Here is an 18148-nt window from a genome sequence, read left to right as displayed (position 1 = left end):
AAAGTACGGGGGCGCATCGAAAACGTGTTTTCCACAAGCAAGAGGCTGTTGACCCTCGCCAAGCGGCAACCCTGCGCGCGTGACGCGACAACGCGCCAAAGCCTAGACCTGCCACAGCGCCCGCTACTCCGCCACGGCCTCCCGCTCCTGCTGCAAGCGCCACATCTCGGCGTAGCGGCCGCCTTTTTCCAGCAGCTCGCGGTGGTTGCCCTGCTCTACCACTCTGCCCGCATCCAGCACCAGGATGCGGTCGGCGTTGACGATGGTGGACAGCCGGTGCGCGATGATCAGCGTGGTGCGGTTGGCGGAGATGGCGGCCAGTTCGTGCTGGATGGCTTTTTCCGTGCGCGAGTCCAGCGCGCTGGTGGCCTCGTCGAAGATCAGAATGGGCGGGTTTTTCAGGATGGTGCGGGCGATGGCCACGCGCTGCTTCTCGCCGCCGGACAGCTTCAGCCCGCGCTCGCCCACCAGGGTGTCGTAGCCGTCCGGCAGGCTGCTGACAAAATCGTGGATATGCGCCGACCGGGCCGCCTCGATGATTTCCTCCCGCGTCGCGCCGGGCTTGCCATAGGCAATGTTGTAATAGACGCTGTCATTGAACAGCACGGTGTCCTGCGGCACGATGCCGATGTGCGCGCGCAGCGAATCCTGCGTCAGCTGGCGGATGTCCTGGCCGTTGATCTTCACCGCGCCGGCGCTGACGTCATAGAAGCGGAACATCAGCCGCGCCAGCGTCGATTTGCCGGCGCCGCTGGCGCCGACCACCGCCAGCGTCTGACCGGCCGGGATGGTGAAGTCGACATCGTGCAGGATCTGCCGCTTGGACTCATAGGCGAAACCGACGCGCTCGAAGCGGACCGTCGCGCTGCGGGTGTCCAGGGTTTGCGCATCCGGCGCATCCGCAACTTCCAGATTCACGCCCAAGAGCTTGAACATGCGCTCGATATCGGCCAGCGAATGCTTGATCTCGCGGTAGACGAAGCCCAGGAAATTCAAAGGCGCATACAGCTGGGTGATGAAGGTCGCCACCAGCACCACATCGCCCACCGTCATCTTGTGCGCCACCACATCGCGCGCCGCCAGCACCATCACCAGGGTGACGCCGACGGCGATGATGGCGGCCTGGCCGGCATTCAACAGCGACAGCGACACCTGATTCTTGATCGCCGACGACTCCCAGGCTTCCAGATTGCGGTCGTAGCGCTTGGATTCGTACTCCTCGTTATTGAAGTACTTCACCGTTTCGTAGTTCAGCAAGGCGTCTATCGCCTTGGAATTGGCCTTGGAGTCCAGATCGTTCATGGTGCGGCGGTAGACGGTGCGCCATTCCGTGACCAGCAACGTGAACGCGATGTAGATGGCGATGGTGCCCAGCGTCACCACAGCGAAAGTCCAGGAATAGCGGTGCAACAGGATGCCGGTGACCATGGCGATTTCCAGCAGCGTGGGCAGAATGTTGAACACCGTGAAGTTCAGCAAAAAGCCTATGCCCTTGGTGCCGCGCTCGATATCGCGGCTCATGCCGCCGGTGTGACGCTCCAGATGAAAGCGCAGCGACAGCCTGAATAGATGGCGGAACACATTGCGCGCCACGCTGCGCACCGCGCCCTGGATCACGCGGGCGAAGATGGCGTCGCGAAACTCGCCCAGCACGCCGGACAGCAACCGCGCGACGCCGTAGCCGGTCAGGGCCAGCACCGGGATGGCCAGCAGCGTGGCCGGCACCGACAGCTGGTCGACGATGTCCTTCAGATACAGCGGCACCGTCACCGCCGCCACTTTGGCCAGCACCATGCAAGCCAGCGCCAGCATCACCCGCCACTTGAAGGCCCATAAATAGGGAAACAGCGTTTTAAGGGTCTGCCAGTCGTTGCGGTCTGTCGGCGCCGGGCCGGTATGGGTAATGCGCATAAAAGCTTGCCTGTGGCTGGGGTCTGGCCCAGAGTGAAAAGGCTACACTCGCAAAGGGGCAGACATCATGTGGATTCTATTGCTGGAAGCACTGGGCGCCGGGGCGCTCGCCTCCTTCATTGTCTGGTGGACCTGGCCGCGCAAGGACGAGGACCCATCCTGTAAACGCGATTAATGCAGCACCCGCGGCGCCACTAGCGTCATCTCCGGAATGTCGGCCTCGAAGCGCTGGCCGTCGTCCGCCACCATCTGGTAGCTGCCCTTCATGCTGCCGTAAGGCGTCTTCAGATGAGTGGCGCTGGTGTACTCGAAAGCCTGGCCCGGCTCCAGGTGCGGCTGCTCGCCCACCACCCCCATGCCGCGCACTTCCTGCACCTGCTGGTTGGCGTCGGTGATGATCCAGTGGCGGCTCACCAGCTGGGCCGGCTCGCTGCCGGTATTGACGATGCGGACGCGATAGCCGAAGACATAGATGTCGTTGGCCATATTCGACTGTTCGGCGATGTACTGGGGCTCCGCCTCCACTTCAACTTGATAGACTTTCTCGGCCATTTCGGCTCCTCCGGATCAATATGTCTTTCATTTTATCCGGCCAAAGCGCTTTTGGCGCGGTAGAATGCCCGGCATCCCTTGTTTTTCGTTCCAGAGCCTCGCCATGCGCACTTTCCGTATCGCCCCCAGCATTCTGTCCGCCGATTTTGCCCGTCTGGGCCAGGAAGTCAGCGATGTCATCGCCGCCGGCGCCGATATCATCCACTTCGACGTGATGGACAACCACTACGTCCCCAATCTGACCATGGGCCCGATGTTCTGCGAGGCCATCCGCCCGCACAGCAGCGCGCCCATCGACGTCCACCTGATGGTGAAGCCGGTGGATGCGCTGGCCGCCGCCTTCGCCAAGGCCGGCGCCGACATCATCACCTTCCACCCCGAAGGCTCGGAGCACATCGATCGCACGCTGGGCTTGATCAAGGATGCGGGCTGCAAGGCTGGCCTGGTGTTCAACCCTGCCACGCCGCTGTCCTGCCTGGACCACGTGATGGACAAGCTGGACATGATTCTGATCATGTCGGTGAACCCGGGTTTTGGCGGACAATCGTTCATTCCGCACGCGCTGGAGAAGATCAAGCTGGCGCGCCAGCGCATCGACGAATACACCGCCAAGCACGGCGGCGAAATCTGGCTGGAAGTGGATGGCGGCATCAAGGTAGACAATATCGCCCAGGTGGCGGCTGCCGGCGCCGACACCTTCGTGGCCGGCTCCGCCATTTACGGCCAGAAGGACTACAAGGCCGTCATCGACGCCATGCGCACCGAACTGGCTCGCGTGCAAGGATAAGTACGCAGCCGTTTCATTCCAATCATCAAGGGGTTAAGCAATGCACGCATTCATCGTCACCGGCGGCTCCCGCGGCCTGGGCTTCGCCATCTGCGAGGCGCTGCTGAACGACGGCTACTTCGTGGTCGGCATCGCCCGCAACGCCGGCCCGGCGCTGGAAGGCCTGGCCGGCCGCCACCCGGAGCGCCTGCTGGCGATCAACGCCGATCTGTCCGATGCCGCGCAAGTCAACGCAGCGGTCCATACCGCTTTGCAGCAGCTGCCGCTGCCGGAATGCGCGACGATCACGCTGGTCAACAACGCCGGCGTGGTGACGCCCATCGCCCAGGCTGGCCATTATCCGACCGATCAGCTGGTGCAAGCGATTGCCATCAACGTCACCGCGCCGCTGCTGGCCACCAATGCGCTGCTATCGGCCACGGACCATCTGCCGGCCCGCCGCCGCATCCTGAACATCTCGTCCGGCGCCGCCGCCAAGGCCTATCCGGGCTGGAGCGTGTACTGCACCACCAAGGCCGGGCTGGACCACTTCAGCCGCAGCGTGGCGCTGGAACAGCAGGACAAAGCCAATCCGGCGCAAATCGTCGCGCTGTATCCGGGCGTGGTGGACACTGACATGCAGGGCAATATCCGCGGCAGCGATGAAGCCCAGTTCCCGCAAAAGGGCCGTTTCGACGCTTACAAAGCCGAAGGCGCGCTGGCCGCGCCGGCCTCCGCCGCCCGCCAAATCGTCGATTACTTGGTCTCCCCGGCCTTCGGCCAGCTGCAAGTCGTCGATATCCGCGAGCTGTAAGCGCCTTTACCATCACCATTTCGCCGCGGCCGCCAGGCCGCGGCCTGCGAAGCAAGCACATGAATCTCAAGCATATCCAAGCCGTCGCCTTTGATCTGGACGGCACCCTGGTCGACTCCATCCCTGATCTGGCCAATGCCGCCAACGCCATGCGCGAACACCTGGGCCTGCCGCCGCTCGCCGCCGAACGCATTCAGAGCCATGTCGGCGACGGCATCGCCAGCCTGGTGCACCGCGCCATCACCGACGAGCGCCACGCCGAGGCCGACGGCCCGGAATGGGAGCGCGGCTACCGCTACTTCATCCAGCACTACCGCCAGCACCTGACCGACCACACCACCGTCTATCCCGGCGTGCGCGACGGCCTCGCCCTGTTGCGCGCGCGCCAGTTGCCGCTGGTGCTGATCACCAATAAATCGGAACGGCTGGCCGTGCCGCTGGTGGAAGAGCTGGGCCTGCGCGACCACTTCAGCCTGATCCTGGGCGGCGACACGCTGCCGGAGAAAAAACCGTCCGCCCTGCCGCTGCTGCACGCCTGCCAGGTGCTGGGCATCCCGCCGCAGGACTTGGCCATGGTGGGCGACTCCGCCAACGACGTGGCGGCCGCGCGCGCGGCAGGCAGCGCGGCCATCGCCGTCCGTTACGGTTATGCCGACGCCGCCACGCTGGGCGCGGACCTGACGCTGGGCAGTATTGCCGAGCTATACGATTTGATGAAGAATGACTGATCCGCTTCAACGCTAAAAGGAATGCACGCATCCATGGCTTTTCTTCCCTGCCCCGCCAGCTGGCGATGGCGTCGCCCGCACTACGCTTCGCACGCCCGCGCCCCAACTGACACCCTCAAGGAAGAATCCCATGCACGCGCAAGACTTTGATCGCCTGGCCGCCGCCGGCTACAACCGCATTCCCGTCGTCCAAGAGTTGCTGGCCGACCTGGACAGCCCGCTGTCCATCTATCTCAAACTGGCCAACCGTCCCTACAGCTACCTGATGGAATCGGTGGTCGGCGGAGAGCGCCATGGCCGCTACTCCATCGTCGGCCTGCCGGCCGACACCCGCTTGCGCGTCAATGGCCGCCGGGTGCAGGTGGAGTGCGGCGACAAGGTGATCGAGCGCCACGATGGCGACCCGCTGGCCTTCATCGAACAATTCCAGAACCGTTTCCGCATCCCCGAGCTGCCCGGCCTGCCGCGCTACTCCGGCGGCCTGGTCGGTTATTTCGGCTACGACACCATACGCTACGTGGAAAAACGGCTGGCGGACACCCAGAAGCCGGACCCGGTGGGCACGCCGGACATCCTGCTGATGCTATCCGAGGAAATCGCCGTGGTGGACAATCTGTCCGGCAAGCTCTATCTGGTGGTGTACGCCGATCCGGAAGTCCCCAACGCCCTACCCAAAGCGCAAGCCCGGCTGGCTCAGCTGCGCGCGATGCTGCGCGAGCCGCTGGCCATTCCGCTGTCGCTGCCGCTGGACCGAAACGGCGAAGCGATGTCCGAATACGGCGAAGACGCCTTCAAGGAAGCCGTCACCGCCTGTCAGCGCTACATCCACGATGGCGACATCATGCAAGTGGTACTGGCCCAGCGCATGCAGCAGCCGTTTGGCGGCTCGCCCATCGCGCTGTACCGCGCGCTGCGCAATCTGAACCCGTCGCCGTATATGTTCTTCTACCACTTCGACGATTTCCACGTGGTGGGCGCGTCGCCGGAAATCCTGGTTCGCCGCGACGGCGAAACCGTGACGGTGCGCCCCATCGCCGGCACCCGCCCGCGCGGCCAGACCCGCGAGCAGGACGAGGCCCTGGCCGCCGAGCTGCTGGCGGACCCGAAGGAAATCGCCGAGCACGTGATGCTGATGGACTTGGGCCGCAACGACATCGGCCGCGTGGCGGACATCGGCACGGTGAAGATCACCGACAATATGGCCATCGAGCGCTACTCCCACGTCATGCACATCGTGTCCAATGTGGAAGGCACGGTGGATAGACAGATCAGCAATATCGACGTGATCAAGGCCACCTTCCCGGCCGGCACGCTGTCCGGCGCGCCCAAGGTGCGGGCGATGCAGATCATCGACGAGTTCGAACCGACCAAGCGCGGCATCTATGGCGGCGCCGTGGGCTACCTGGGCTTCAACGGCGATATGGACCTGGCCATCGCCATCCGCACCGCGGTGCTGAAAAATGGCATGCTCTACGTCCAGTCCGGCGCCGGCATCGTCGCCGACTCGGTGCCGCAATCGGAATGGCAGGAAACGCAGAACAAGGCCCGCGCCGTGCTGCGCGCCGCGCAAATGGTGCGCGATGGGCTGGATGCCTGACGCCTTGCCAGGCAGGCAAAAACGCCTCCGCCGTAATGGCTGGAGGCGTTTTTCGTTTTCGCCGGTTTCGAATCAACAGAACCTAGGGGCTGTTGACGTTTGGTGAGTGGATCGCGTTTGAGCTTCGCCAAACCCGCAGGGCCGCGCGCCTTTCGCGCCGACTCTTCGTTGTTCCGCGCTGGCAGAGAATGACTATGCGGCGCGCGAAACGCCTCGATTCGGCGCAAAACGCATCCCGGCGCGACCGCTCTCCAAACGTCAACAACCCCTAGTGCGCGTCCAATCCTCGCTGCACCCGCCACGACAGCGGCAAGGTCAGCAGCAGGATAGCCGCCAAGGTCAGCAAGGCCGAAGGCACACCCGCCATGTCGCCCAGGCGGCCGAACAGCACCGGCGACAGCGCGCCGCCGCCTATGGTGCCGGTGTAGAACAAGGCGAAGGCGTGCTCGCGCCGGCCGGCGCCAGCCAGTTCCGCCACCGTGCCATACAACACCGATGAAGTGCCGTTCAGCGCCAGGCCCAGCAGCGGCAGCATCGCCATCACGCCCGCCAGCGGCAAGGCCAGCGCCGCCATGATCAGCAGCGAGGTCATGGATTCGGTCAGCCACACGGTTTTCATCATGCCGATGCGCGCGCCCAGATAGCCGCAAAACAGTTTGCCGAACGCCCCGCCAACGAACAGCAGCGACAAGGCTAGGCCGATGCCGGCGCTGCCGGCCCCCTTGCTCTTCAATACAAAAGGCAAGAAAGTCAGAAAACCCATGCGCACCGCGCTATCGATGGCTCCGGTAGCCAGCAGCGCGCGCAACCCGCCGGCCGATCCCTGGCCAGCGGCCTTGCCCGGTTTTTCCTTATAGGCGCCGCCCGGCGTGGCCGGCACCAAGCGCCATAGCGCGCCCGCCGCAGCCAGGCCCAACAGGCCGGCCAGCATCACGCTCAGCCGCCAGCTCGCCACCGTCAGCAACAGCCCCGCCGCGGCAGGGATCAGCATCTTGCCGACATCGCCGGCGAAGTTGTACTGCGCCAGCGCTTGCTTGACGCCGCCGCCGGCCTCATGGCTGTCGGCCACCAGCGACGACGCCAACGGATGCTGCGCGCTGGCGCCTAGCCCGCCCAGCATCAGCGCCGGCAACAACATCGCCAAGCCGCCGGCCTGGCCGGCCAGCAGATAAGCGACACCGGCCAAGGCCGTGCCGCCGACCAGCAGCCGCTTGCGCCCCCAACGCCGCGCCAGCCGGCTGGCCAAGAGCTGGAAGCCTGCCATCATGCCGGAATAGCTGCCGCGCAGCAGTCCCACCATGGCGTAGCTGATGGCGAACTGCGCCTGCCAGATCGGCAACAGCACATAGATCAGGTCGGTCAGGCCATCGTGAACGGCATGCGCGCCGCAGGCGGCCCACATGGCGCGGCGGGGCAAACCCTCTTTGGAAGCAGGCAACGCCTCCGGCAAGGTAAGGCTTTTTGCTTCGGACATGACAGCTTTGCGTAGGGATGGGAGTGGGCGAATACTAAACAAACGTCATGAAAATGTCACGACTTGGCTCTGCACGCCCCGGCTCGCTGCCGGCACGCCCGCGCCACTCACTTATGCAAAAGCCGCCTGCCACATTCCAGACGCAAGGCCCGACACCACCAGCTCCTGCTCATCGTTCGAGGCGTTGTGAAATCGGTAGATGGAGCCTCCCGGCGCAGCGATCGCTTCGTTGGGCAACTGGCAGCGATTGCCCATGCAAACGATTTCCCCCGACGCCGCCTCTGCGGCGGCAAACGGCGGCATGCCCTGCTGAGAAACGGCCGCGCCAAGCCCGCCGTCTTGGCGGGAGTCGGAGCCGCTCCCCCCTCCTCCACAAGCCGTCAATGCCACGATGAGTGCCGTTATCAGGAACGGCGCTGTCTTCTTATTCATACAAATTTACTTTTGCAACAATTATTAACAAAGTCTAATACTAGAAGCAAAAGCACAACTTGTGGAGAAAACTGTCCGAATCCGGTCGCTTGCCTCTTGAGTTGTTACTTTAATGCAACAAAATCTCATTTAGCATTCAATCATGAGCATATCTCATTCATCACCCCTCTATTGCCCATGCCTATCCTCGCTCGCTACGTGCCAAGCGGTGGATGCGCTTCCCAGCCATACTTTTGATCCGTTGCCTATAGTGAAGCCATGTTCTATGGCCCCATGGACTCACTCGGAATTCGCCATGCAGGACTTCGACCGTTTTCTGCTGACCGTCGTCTATGACCTTGCCAACCTGATCTTCGTGGTGGATCAAGGCGACGGCACCATCGTCTACGCCAATCAATACATGCGGGACACGCTGGGGGCAGACTGCGTGGGCCGCCGCTTCGCCGAGCAATTCTCCGGCGCCGGCGGGGCGCAGCATTTCATCAGCTACAACCAGCAGCATGGCGCCGAAGCGGCGGCGCCGCCTCTGCAATCGGAGTACTACGACGATGACTCCGAAAACTGGTATCACGTCCAGCAGCGCCAGATCGCCTGGATAGACGGATCGCCCAAGATCGTATTCGTACTGAGCGAAATCAACGCGTTGAAGCGGCTGCAGAAAGATCTGACCGAGGCCCATGCCACGCTGGCCTTCAAAAATCGCGAACTGGAAATCTCGGCTCGCACGGACCGGCTCACCAGCCTGTACAACCGCTATCAACTGGATCAGGTGATCACCAGCGAATTCCAGCGCTTTCGCCGCTATGGCAAGCCTTTCTCGGTACTGCTGGCCGACTGCGACCAGTTCAAGCAGGTCAACGACACCTATGGCCACCCCGCAGGGGACGCGGTGCTGATCGATCTTGCCCGATTGCTGCAATCGAATATCCGCGCTACCGACACGCTGGGCCGCTGGGGCGGCGAGGAGTTCCTGGCCATCCTGCCGGAAACCGGGCTGGACAATGCCTCGCAATTGGCGGAGAAACTGCGCGCGACCATTTCCGCCTACGTCTTCCCCGCGGTAGGCCACAAGACGGCCAGTTTCGGCATCGCGCAGATCCGGCCGGACGAAAACATCAAGGACCTGGTGGCGCGCGCGGACCAGGCGCTATATCTGGCGAAGGCCAATGGCCGCAATCGCGTCGAAGCCTTGGCCTAGCCGGGCCCTATCTTTGGAAACGAGGCATGCGCAAGAAAAGCTTCCTGATCGTCGATGACTCCCCGGCCGTGGTCAAACGACTGAGCCTGATTCTGGAATCCCTCGGCCATCGGGTGGTCGGCTCAGCCGCCAACGGCTTGGAGGCGATAGACAAAGCCAGATCGCTGCGGCCGGATGCCATCACCATGGACATTCAGATGCCGGAAATGGGCGGGCTGGAAGCCACCCGCCACATCCTGCATGAGCAACCGGACAGACCGGTCATCATCATTACCGCCCATGGTCAGGAAAGTACGGTGGTGGATGCCATCGCCGCCGGCGCCAAATACTTCATCTGCAAACCTATCGAGAAAGACAAGGTGGAGGATGTGCTGAACAAGGTATTCCGGGACGATTGAGTACGACGCCGCGCCCCTCAGAGGATAGCCCCATGAAACCGCCTGTTGACTTGCTTACCGCCGCCCTGCGTCGCGCCTCGGCGCTGCTGGCCGTTTGCCTGCTGGCCATGCCCGCGCAGGCGCGCTCCCTGGCGGACATCCTCAAAACCCATCAGCTCAGAGTCTGCATTGCGCCGCTTCACCCCGCAGTGGCGCAGGCCACGCCCAAGGATTGCCGCGAACAGTGCGTTTTTTCCGGCCCGGTCTATGAAGAGGCGCTGGCTTTTACGCACTACCTGGGCAAGGACGTGCGAATCAAGGCGTTGCGCGTGGGATGGGATGAACAGTTCTTCGACAAGACCGGCAAGACCGAGCTGGAAGCCAGCTATACCCCGCAATTGATGGCCTCGGGCGCTTGCGACCTCTATCCCAACCACCTCACCAAGACAGCCTGGCGGCTGAAAAAGCTCGATTTCGTCACCATGTTTCCCAGCCGCATGATGGTGATCGCCAATGCCAGCCTGCGCGAACGGCTGCATGGCAGCGCGCAACTGGCCGGACTGCGCGCCGCCGCCACCAAGGACACCTCCTACCACACTTGGCTGCAGGAGCAGAACCGGAGCGCCTTCTCCGCCAACCCGATCAAAATAGAGTTGATGACTTCGGACGAAGCGCTGCAGGCGGTCAATGGCGGAAAAGTCGATTTCATGCTGATGGATGCCGATGTGGCGATCTGGCATACCCATCATCAATTGCAGAACACTTACGTGGCGTTTCCGGTGGGCCCCAAGGACGAGATAGGCTGGGCCTTCCGCAAAGACGACAAGGACTTGCAAGCCGCCGCGGCCAAATTCTTCGATGAGCAGCGCCAGCGTCCCGATTCGGAGCTGAACCGGATATGGCTGCGTTACCACGGCCACTCGCTGACCGACTTCATCGCGCTGGTGGCGGCGGTGCACTGAGCGCGGGCGCGACGAGAATACCACCATGGCACGCCGCCTCCACTTGAGCCAATTGCCGCCAGTATCGGCATGCTTCGCCATGCTGTGCTTGTCGGCGCCCGCGCCGGCCCGATCGCTGGCGGAAATTGTCAGGACGCATGAGCTGCGCGCCTGCATCGTAGCCTTTCACCCCGCAGCCGCCACCGCCGCACCGCCCGCTTGCCGCGAAAACTGCCACTTCTCTGGACCGGTATACGATGAAGTGCAAACCTTCTCCCGCCATCTGGGCAAAGCCATCCGGCTGAGAACGCTGCGCGTGGAATGGGATGAGCAGTTCTTCAACCAGCATGATCAAACCGACCGTGAAGCCAGCTACACCCCCAAGCTGCTGGCCGATGGCAGCTGCGACGTCTTCCCCAACCGATTGACCAAGAATGCATGGCGTCTGAAGAAAATGGACTTTGTCACCTTGTTCTCCAGCCGGCTGATGGTGGTGGCGCACGCCTCGCAGCAAGGCAGGCTGCTGTCCGCGGATCAATTGGCCGGCAGGCGCGCCGCGGTCCTGAAGAACAGCACTTATTACACCTGGCTGCTGGAGCAGAACGCATCTCGCTACCGCGCCAATCCGGTGCGCCTGCAATTGATGAGCGTGGAAGACAGCCTGCGCGCGGTAGACGATGGCCAAGTGGATTTCACGCTACTGGATTCGGATATCGCGATCTGGAGCACCCGCCATCAGTTCAAACACGCCTATGTGGCGTTCCCGGTGGGCGGCAAGGACGAGATAGGCTGGGGCATGCGCAAGGAGGACAAGGATCTGCAGGCAGCCGTGGCGGAATTTTTCGCGCAACAGCGAAAATTCGAACACTCCGACCTGAATCGGATATGGACTCGCTACTATGGCCTGAGCCTGAACAAAATGATCACGCTGGTGAATTCTACCGAATAAGCCATGCCCTTCTTGATCCATGCGCTACGCGCCCGGCTACGCCATTCCATCCGCGCCCGACTGATCGCGATGACCTGCCTCATCGTGGTAGGCATCGTCTGGGCGCTGACGCTGGTCATCGCCATGGCAGCGGCCAGCATGCTGCGCCAAGCATCGGAACGCCAACTGACGCAAGGCTTGGAGCAGAGCGCCGCCTTGATGTCCAACTTCCTCGCCGTGCGCGAATCGAATCTGACCCTGTGGGCCGCCAATCCGCTATCCGAAGCCATGTTTAACGATCCCGCCCTGGCGGCGGTGTTCGCGCCCAGCCTGCGCAACTATTTTGCGAACGCGCGAGCGCACGAGCCTTGGATCGCGCACATCCTGCTGCTGCGAAACAATCAGCTGGTCTATGACGACAGCGGCACCCTCCAGTCCTCCCCCGGGGGCCGCTCCGTAGCGAGCTGGCTGCGCGGCCTGCCGGATGACGGGGTCTCGGTCCTGAACCTGAAGCGGCTGGATGGCGGATCGGACCGCTACGCCCTGGTGCTCAAGCGCCCGCTGCTCAAGGAAGGCGCAGCCTTGCAGGGCGCATTCATCGCCCTGGTGCTGGACCTGGACCAAGTGCAGCGGGCATTGTTCGAAAGGATGCATATCGGCGGCCATGGTTTCGTCGCCATCGCCGCCTCGCTGCCGAATGGCGGCATCGCGGTCCCCTCCCGCATCGTTGGCAACGCGAAATCGCTTGCCGATTTCCATGCCGTCACGTCACAGCTGCGGCGCGCCGCCGATTTGCCCGAGCAGTTCCGCTCGCTGGTCATCCGCCGCCACCCGCTGCAAGCCGGGCCGCTGACCCTGATCGGCGTAGCCTCCCGAGATGACATTCGGGAACCCGTCGCCCAACTGATTCTGTACTCAGGCCTGTTTGGCCTGCTTGCTCTCGCCATCGGCACGCTGGGCGCCATACTCTACTCGGAGCGGCTAACCAAACCGATACTCGATCTGGCCCGCGCCGCGCTGGCGCTGAAACAAGGCAATCTGACCGACCCGATTGTCTGCGCCAGCGAGGACGAGATAGGCCAGTTGGCGCAGAGCCTGGAATCCAGCCGCCAAGCGCTGGCCGGCCAGGTCGAGGCGTTGGAGTCTCGCGTGCGGCGACGCACGCGCGATTTGTTGCAAAAGAGCGAAGAAGTCGCCCGATTGCTGGATAACTCCGGGCAGGGCTTCTTGTCCTTCGGCGCAGATTTAACTGTCCACCCAGGCTACAGCCGCGAATGCACCCGCATCTTCGGCTGCGAAATCCAGGGCTTGCCGCTGCCCGAGCTGCTGGCGCCTGACGACGCCGGACAGCGGGAATTCGTCGCCAAGACCTTGCGCCTGGCCTTAGACAGCGCAGGCAACGATCTGCGCCGCGACGCCTATCTCAATCTATTGCCTGCGGAATATCAGTTGGGCGAGCAATTTCTCCGAGCGGAATACCGTTTGCTGAGCGGCGATCAGATGATGCTGATCCTCACTGACGTCAGCGCCCAGAAAAAGCTGCAAGCTCGTTTGGCCAGCGAGCAATTGCGGCTGGCCTTCATCGTCAACGCGCTGGAAAATCGCGATGACCTGCTGGAAATGCTGCGCGACTTCGATGACTTCCGACGCTGCGCGCTGCCCAATCTGCTCAATTTCCAGCCCGACGCCAAGGCCTTGCTCGCCGAGCTGTTTCGCCGCGTCCATACCTTCAAAGGCTTGTTCGCCCAGGCCTGTCTTCCCACGCTGCCGCGCGCCCTGCATGAGCTGGAGTCCCGCCTGAGTCCGTTGCGGGAGCGGGAAACGGACTTCAACGACATCAAGCTCGCCCTAGGCCAGACCGATCTGGGCGCGGCGCTGGAGGCGGACTTGGCCGTGCTGCGTGAAAAACTCGGCGCCGACTACCTTGATGCAGAGCGTCTGATCCAGGTGCCCGCTCCGGTTCTGGACGATCTGGAAGCCGAGGTGCGCCAGACCTGCGGGCCAGACTCCCGCCTGGCCGCGCTGGTCCGGCAATTGCGCTTCGTGCCTATCAGCCGGATGATCGCGCCGCATTTCAAGGCCGCGGAGCAGCTCGCCTTGCGGCAAAGCAAGCCATTGGCCCCGCTGGCGTGCGAGGGCGACGACCCCTTGGTGGACCCGCTGCGCTACGGCGCATTCTGCAAAACGCTGATCCATGTGTTCCGCAATGCGGTTGACCACGGCATAGAAGACGCCGATACCCGCCTGCTGGCCGATAAAAGCGAACTTGCCGCCATACGCTGCCACATCTCGGCATCGGCAGAAACGCTGACGATAGCCATTTCGGATGACGGGCAAGGCATGGATCCGGCCGCAGTGCGCGCCGTCGCCATCGACAAGGGCGTGGTCAGCATCGCCGACGCCAGCAATATGAACGATCACGAAGCGCTGAGGCTGGTGCTTGCGGATGGATTGTCCACGGCCTCCGCTGCCAACGCCGTATCCGGCCGCGGCGTGGGCCTGTCCGCCGCGTACCAGGCGCTGCTGCGCCTGGGCGGCGAACTACGCATTGAATCCTCCATAGGCCAAGGCACCCGCATGAGCTTCATCCTGCCCTATGAAGCTGCGCTGCAGCCGCAGCGTCCCCCGCGGTCGGCCGGCGCCGGCGGCGAGCTGCTGCAAGCGCTTGCGCAGCTTACCGCGGACTTTTGCCGCGGCCATTTGGACATGGCCGTGGCGCTGGATGGCGACAGCCGTCAACTCGCCGCCGCGGACCTGCTGGAATTCACCGCCATGGTGCCCTTGCGCAGCGGCGTCGGCATCGCCATGGGCATTTCCGTTGACCGTCCGCTGCTGTTGGAAATGACGCGGCGCTTTGAGCCGGACTGCGCGGACGAGGAGATCGCCGGACTCGCCGACAGCGTGGGCGCGGAAATCGCCAATACCATCGTCGGCAAGATCACGCCGTACCTGACCCACCTCTCCCGCCATGTCGACATGGGCACGCCGGAGGTGATCCATGGCGAAGCGCGCAGCCGCTTCAACCATGGGGAATGCCAAGGCATCTGCGGCCATGGCGCGGCCGGGCGTTTCATCGTGTTCTGCCTGCCGCTGGCCGCGTAACAAAGCAACGCTGCGTTATGCCGCGCCGCCATCTCCGGCGCAACAAACTTGACAAATGAAAATTTTCACTAGATAATCGGTTCATCGTGGAGTCGATTCATCAGAAAAGTCTCACGCACAGTCCAACGACATATTGCTCTTAATAAGTCTGTCGCCGGGCGAAGATACCTGCCTTGTTCCTGCCTGTGAATTTCGTTTGAAATTCTATCAAAACAATAATGGCGCTGCGATTGTTAATAATCTCGTCGCCATGTCTTGTCTTTCATGCAGCAGCTGGCTCAGCACTTGCTGCAATCCAATGTCGCCTCAGCCTCCGTTACAAAAACGAGATGACGCAGCGACAGCACATCGATTATCCAAAGATAGATTGAAGCAGCAAGGGACCACTTTACGATCCCACGTGGAAGCTCATTCCATAAGCCACAGCCATGGCATTTCCCGCCATGCTTTTAGCGAGGATCATTATCAAAGCCCACCAACATGGGCTTCAGGAAACATAAAATGAAAATCCAAGAATTAAAACAGGGCGACAAAATCACCCAGCATTTGGACAACTCCACTGTCTTGTTTGAAGTACTGTCCATCAAACAAATTGGCCGCCGTTTTCTGGTGACTTTCCGCTCGGCCTACGGCATTGCCACAGCAAGCTATCAAGGCGACTCCTTTGTTACGGCAATTTAAGCAAACCGTCGCTCAGGCCAGACAAGCAGCGCGTTAACAGCGGCTCAAGGGAATGACTTAGCATACAAATAGGATTTATCTTGAAATTTTCAAAATGAAAATACTTAAGTAAATTTTATAATTGCACATTATCGAGTTTGGATAAATGATTAAATCCTTGATTGGCGAGAATGTCCTGGACGACAGCTCCGCCAACAAATATGCCCCATCAAGGAATGATAATGAATTTATCAGCCGATGCCTTGGCAAAAGTCCACAGCCCGGAGGAGGATGACGAATCCACCACCGGCAAATGGTCCATGCAAAGCCGGCTAAGGTTGGCAGACTCGCTATTTCATAATGCCAGCGAAGGCGTATGCATCACCGACTTGAATCAGCGGATACTCGAAGTCAATCCCACGCTTTGCAAAATCACCGGTTTTGAGCGCTCGATCCTGCTAGGAAAAACGCCACGGATCTTTTCCTCAGGACTCCACGACAAAGAATTTTACGAAAACATTTGGCGAGCCATCCAGCAGCAAGGACAGTGGCAGGGCGAAGTGTGGAATCGTCATGCTTGCGGCGCTTTATACGCCGTCAGGCTTAATATTTCCGTCGGATGCGACGCGCATGGCGATGTATCGCACTACGTCGGCATTATGGAAGACATCACACAACAAAAACTTCATCTGGAAGCGCTGGAAAAAAACGCCAATATCGACCCTTTAACCGGTTTGCCCAACCGCCTACTGTTCAGCGACCGCCTGCTGCAGGCCATCTCGCAAGCTGATCGAACCGACACAACTTTGGCGATCTGCTTTCTGGATCTGGATCATTTCAAAAGCATCAATGACCTTTATGGCCATCAAAGCGGCGACACCGTGCTGCAACAGGTCGCCATGCGCATCAGCTCCAGTTTGAGGAATGGCGACACCATCGCCAGATTGGGCGGCGATGAATTTGTATTGTTATTGTGGGGAATGAAGCAAGCCGAGGAGTGCCCTCAAATTCTCGAGCGCATCATGCAGGCAACCTGCCAACCCATCGCCCTTGAGCACACCGTGGCATTTCCCGCCGCCAGCATAGGCGTGGCGATGTATCCAGCCGACGCCGCCACGGCCGACACCCTGCTGGCCCTGGCCGATATGGCGATGTATCGCGCCAAGGCTCAAGGCGGAAATCGCATCGTCTACCATCGCCAGCAAGCATGAATGCGCAGTCGCCGCCGCGCAGGCATCGCGTCCCTCACACCCGCTCGATACGCAGTCTCAAGGGTTGATCAGGCCGCTGCGATACATGAAACACGGGCTTCGGCGGCAAAGCGCCATCGGGTATGGACAGTCGGTAACGACGCAATAGCTGCGCCGCCACCAGCGTCATCTCCGCCAAAGCCAGATGTTGGCCAAGACACACGCGCGGCCCGCCGCCAAAGGGGAGGTAAGCCCCCTGCGGCGGCTTGGCCGCATCCGGATCGAATCGCTCCGGGCGATAGGCCAGCGGCTCCGGAAACCAGCGCGCGTCATGCTGCATCAATTGCATAGGCACCATAAAGACCGTTCTGGCCGGGAAAGTCCACGCCCCCAGCGTTACCGGCTTGACTGCGCGCCGGCTCATCAGCAACGGCACTGCCGGATGCAAGCGCATGGACTCCAGAAGCGTCTGGCTCACGTATTGCAAAGCGGACATCTCCACCGCGTCGTCTTCCGCGCCAGGCCAGGCCGCCCGCGCCTCTGCGCGAGCCCGCTCCTGAATTTCCGGGTGGGCAGCCATGCTCCATGACCACCAGACCAAGGAGGCGGCAACGGTTTCATGTCCAGCCAGAAAAGCCGTCTTGCATTCATCCCGCACCGCTTGCAAAGGCCAGTCTTGCGGGTGCTGTCGATGCAGGTGCAGCAGCCGGCCCAGCAGGTCATCCGGCCAGGCATCCTGCGGCATAGCCAGCCGGGCCTGCAAGTGCCGTTCGATCAATCCATTCAGCAGCAGGCGCGCGCGGCGTCTTTTATGCTGCCACGGCACCCAATCCGGCAAACTGGCCGGCCGCCATAACTCGGCGGTGGAGGCCACCATCAAGGTATGCACCGCCTCCTCCGCCTGCAGGGCCTCATCGCCCATGCCGCTGGAGAACATCATGCGGAGAATCACCTCCATCGTCAGCGACGTCAGTTCGCTCTCGATGGGCCAGGCCTTGTCGCCCGCCGGCCATTGCGCGAAAGCAAGGCGCGCCGCCTCGACAATCGACGGCGAAAAAGCCTGGACGGATTTGCGCGTGAAATCAGGCTGCAGAGCCTGCCGCTTATCGCGCCAGGCCTGGCCTTCCGCAATCAGCACGCTATGGCCATGCACCCGCCGGTACACGCTCAAGGCGCGTTCCCAGCGCTGCAGCGCATCGGCCTGATTGACCAGCAGCTCCCGCGCCAACTGCGGATAGGCCACAATGATTTGATGCTCGGGCCAAGTCCGCACATGCACCAAGTCGCCAAACTCGCGCTGCCAAGCCGCCAGGGTGCCCATCAAATCGCGCGACATCTGCCCAAGCAGCCCCCAGCCGGTCAAGCCTGACCTAGGCCCGGGCGGCCAGCGGCCAATCGGATGCTGAGTGGGAACAGGCGGCTGACCGCCGGCATGAAACGGGCAGGAGGAATCGGATGACGTTTTCATGGGCAAAATC

16 protein-coding genes are annotated in these 18148 nt (G+C 61.9%); 11 read left to right on the top strand and 5 right to left on the bottom strand.

Translation table 11 applies throughout. The features are described 5' to 3' along the window. Positions 1–123: 123 nt before the first annotated feature. Positions 124–1911, bottom strand: coding sequence for an ABCB family ABC transporter ATP-binding protein/permease (locus QUG01_RS07975; protein WP_500829659.1), 1788 nt, complete (start codon positions 1909–1911; stop codon positions 124–126). A gap of 171 nt (positions 1912–2082) precedes the next feature. Beyond that, a complete protein-coding gene (gene apaG, locus QUG01_RS07970; protein ID WP_071108910.1) occupies positions 2083–2463 on the bottom strand; it encodes a Co2+/Mg2+ efflux facilitator ApaG/CorD in 381 nt (126 codons plus the stop codon). A 103-nt stretch (positions 2464–2566) separates the two neighbouring features. Between apaG and rpe the strand changes: the two genes are divergently transcribed. The 4 genes from rpe to trpE all read left to right on the top strand — a co-directional run bounded on the left by rpe (position 2567) and on the right by trpE (position 6368). Further along, the gene (gene rpe / locus QUG01_RS07965) at positions 2567–3250 is read left to right on the top strand and encodes a ribulose-phosphate 3-epimerase (protein WP_500829658.1); all 684 of its coding nucleotides are present in this window, start codon (positions 2567–2569) and stop codon (positions 3248–3250) included. A 40-nt stretch (positions 3251–3290) separates the two neighbouring features. Continuing rightward, a complete protein-coding gene (locus QUG01_RS07960; RefSeq protein ID WP_500829657.1) occupies positions 3291–4043 on the top strand; it encodes an SDR family oxidoreductase in 753 nt (250 codons plus the stop codon). Between the two features lie 59 nt (positions 4044–4102). Beyond that, positions 4103–4771 carry a phosphoglycolate phosphatase gene (locus QUG01_RS07955; RefSeq protein ID WP_500829656.1) on the top strand — a complete coding sequence of 223 codons (669 nt, stop codon included), beginning with the start codon at positions 4103–4105 and terminating at the stop codon, positions 4769–4771. A gap of 130 nt (positions 4772–4901) precedes the next feature. Beyond that, complete coding sequence (trpE, locus tag QUG01_RS07950) at positions 4902–6368, top strand: anthranilate synthase component I (protein WP_500829655.1); 1467 nt, start codon at positions 4902–4904, stop codon at positions 6366–6368. Between the two features lie 268 nt (positions 6369–6636). Here the strand turns inward: trpE and QUG01_RS07945 are convergent, their stop codons facing one another. Together QUG01_RS07945 and QUG01_RS07940 are read right to left on the bottom strand one after the other, a co-directional pair. Beyond that, complete coding sequence (locus QUG01_RS07945; RefSeq protein WP_500829654.1) at positions 6637–7842, bottom strand: MFS transporter; 1206 nt, start codon at positions 7840–7842, stop codon at positions 6637–6639. A gap of 111 nt (positions 7843–7953) precedes the next feature. Further along, a complete protein-coding gene (locus tag QUG01_RS07940) occupies positions 7954–8274 on the bottom strand; it encodes a hypothetical protein (RefSeq protein WP_500829653.1) in 321 nt (106 codons plus the stop codon). Positions 8275–8539: 265 nt separating this feature from the next. Between QUG01_RS07940 and QUG01_RS07935 the strand changes: the two genes are divergently transcribed. The 7 genes from QUG01_RS07935 (at position 8540) to QUG01_RS07905 (ending at position 16691) form a co-directional block, all read left to right on the top strand. Beyond that, on the top strand, positions 8540–9472 hold the full coding sequence (locus tag QUG01_RS07935; RefSeq protein WP_500829652.1) for a GGDEF domain-containing protein: 933 nt from the start codon (positions 8540–8542) through the stop codon (positions 9470–9472). A gap of 26 nt (positions 9473–9498) precedes the next feature. Further along, on the top strand, positions 9499–9870 hold the full coding sequence (locus QUG01_RS07930) for a response regulator (RefSeq protein WP_500829651.1): 372 nt from the start codon (positions 9499–9501) through the stop codon (positions 9868–9870). 32 nt (positions 9871–9902) lie between these two features. Beyond that, a complete protein-coding gene (locus QUG01_RS07925; protein WP_500829650.1) occupies positions 9903–10811 on the top strand; it encodes a type 2 periplasmic-binding domain-containing protein in 909 nt (302 codons plus the stop codon). A 25-nt stretch (positions 10812–10836) separates the two neighbouring features. Continuing rightward, the gene (locus QUG01_RS07920) at positions 10837–11739 is read left to right on the top strand and encodes a transglycosylase SLT domain-containing protein (RefSeq protein WP_500829649.1); all 903 of its coding nucleotides are present in this window, start codon (positions 10837–10839) and stop codon (positions 11737–11739) included. Between the two features lie 3 nt (positions 11740–11742). Beyond that, positions 11743–14820: an ATP-binding protein gene (locus QUG01_RS07915; RefSeq protein ID WP_500829648.1), complete on the top strand. Its 3078-nt coding sequence runs from the start codon at positions 11743–11745 to the stop codon at positions 14818–14820. Positions 14821–15321: 501 nt separating this feature from the next. Then, positions 15322–15501 (top strand): hypothetical protein, encoded by a 180-nt coding sequence (locus QUG01_RS07910; protein ID WP_500829647.1) that lies wholly within the window; start codon positions 15322–15324, stop codon positions 15499–15501. A 221-nt stretch (positions 15502–15722) separates the two neighbouring features. Next, positions 15723–16691, top strand: a complete 969-nt coding sequence (locus tag QUG01_RS07905) for a diguanylate cyclase domain-containing protein (RefSeq protein WP_500829646.1) — start codon at positions 15723–15725, stop codon at positions 16689–16691. Between the two features lie 34 nt (positions 16692–16725). Here the strand turns inward: QUG01_RS07905 and QUG01_RS07900 are convergent, their stop codons facing one another. Next, on the bottom strand, positions 16726–18138 hold the full coding sequence (locus tag QUG01_RS07900; RefSeq protein ID WP_500829645.1) for a cytochrome P450: 1413 nt from the start codon (positions 18136–18138) through the stop codon (positions 16726–16728). Positions 18139–18148: the final 10 nt, after the last annotated feature.

The sequence above is a fragment of the Chromobacterium sp. CCUG 76385 genome (genome assembly GCF_059916625.1).
Note: the sequence above shows the minus strand (reverse complement) of the source record. Positions and strands in the feature narration are given on the sequence as shown.

What these genes read in the sequence shown, in the direction of transcription:
- rpe (WP_500829658.1), top strand. Translation starts at nt 2,567, where the DNA reads ATGCGCACTTTCCGTATCGCCCCCAGCATTCTGTCCGCCGATTTTGCC.
- QUG01_RS07955 (WP_500829656.1), top strand. Translation starts at nt 4,103, where the DNA reads ATGAATCTCAAGCATATCCAAGCCGTCGCCTTTGATCTGGACGGCACC.
- QUG01_RS07900 (WP_500829645.1), bottom strand. Translation starts at nt 18,138, where the DNA reads ATGAAAACGTCATCCGATTCCTCCTGCCCGTTTCATGCCGGCGGTCAG.
- QUG01_RS07935 (WP_500829652.1), top strand. Translation starts at nt 8,540, where the DNA reads ATGGCCCCATGGACTCACTCGGAATTCGCCATGCAGGACTTCGACCGT.
- QUG01_RS07960 (WP_500829657.1), top strand. Translation starts at nt 3,291, where the DNA reads ATGCACGCATTCATCGTCACCGGCGGCTCCCGCGGCCTGGGCTTCGCC.
- QUG01_RS07910 (WP_500829647.1), top strand. Translation starts at nt 15,322, where the DNA reads ATGAAAATCCAAGAATTAAAACAGGGCGACAAAATCACCCAGCATTTG.
- apaG (WP_071108910.1), bottom strand. Translation starts at nt 2,463, where the DNA reads ATGGCCGAGAAAGTCTATCAAGTTGAAGTGGAGGCGGAGCCCCAGTAC.
- QUG01_RS07975 (WP_500829659.1), bottom strand. Translation starts at nt 1,911, where the DNA reads ATGCGCATTACCCATACCGGCCCGGCGCCGACAGACCGCAACGACTGG.
- QUG01_RS07945 (WP_500829654.1), bottom strand. Translation starts at nt 7,842, where the DNA reads ATGTCCGAAGCAAAAAGCCTTACCTTGCCGGAGGCGTTGCCTGCTTCC.
- QUG01_RS07920 (WP_500829649.1), top strand. Translation starts at nt 10,837, where the DNA reads ATGGCACGCCGCCTCCACTTGAGCCAATTGCCGCCAGTATCGGCATGC.
- QUG01_RS07905 (WP_500829646.1), top strand. Translation starts at nt 15,723, where the DNA reads ATGAATTTATCAGCCGATGCCTTGGCAAAAGTCCACAGCCCGGAGGAG.
- QUG01_RS07915 (WP_500829648.1), top strand. Translation starts at nt 11,743, where the DNA reads ATGCCCTTCTTGATCCATGCGCTACGCGCCCGGCTACGCCATTCCATC.
- trpE (WP_500829655.1), top strand. Translation starts at nt 4,902, where the DNA reads ATGCACGCGCAAGACTTTGATCGCCTGGCCGCCGCCGGCTACAACCGC.
- QUG01_RS07940 (WP_500829653.1), bottom strand. Translation starts at nt 8,274, where the DNA reads ATGAATAAGAAGACAGCGCCGTTCCTGATAACGGCACTCATCGTGGCA.
- QUG01_RS07925 (WP_500829650.1), top strand. Translation starts at nt 9,903, where the DNA reads ATGAAACCGCCTGTTGACTTGCTTACCGCCGCCCTGCGTCGCGCCTCG.
- QUG01_RS07930 (WP_500829651.1), top strand. Translation starts at nt 9,499, where the DNA reads ATGCGCAAGAAAAGCTTCCTGATCGTCGATGACTCCCCGGCCGTGGTC.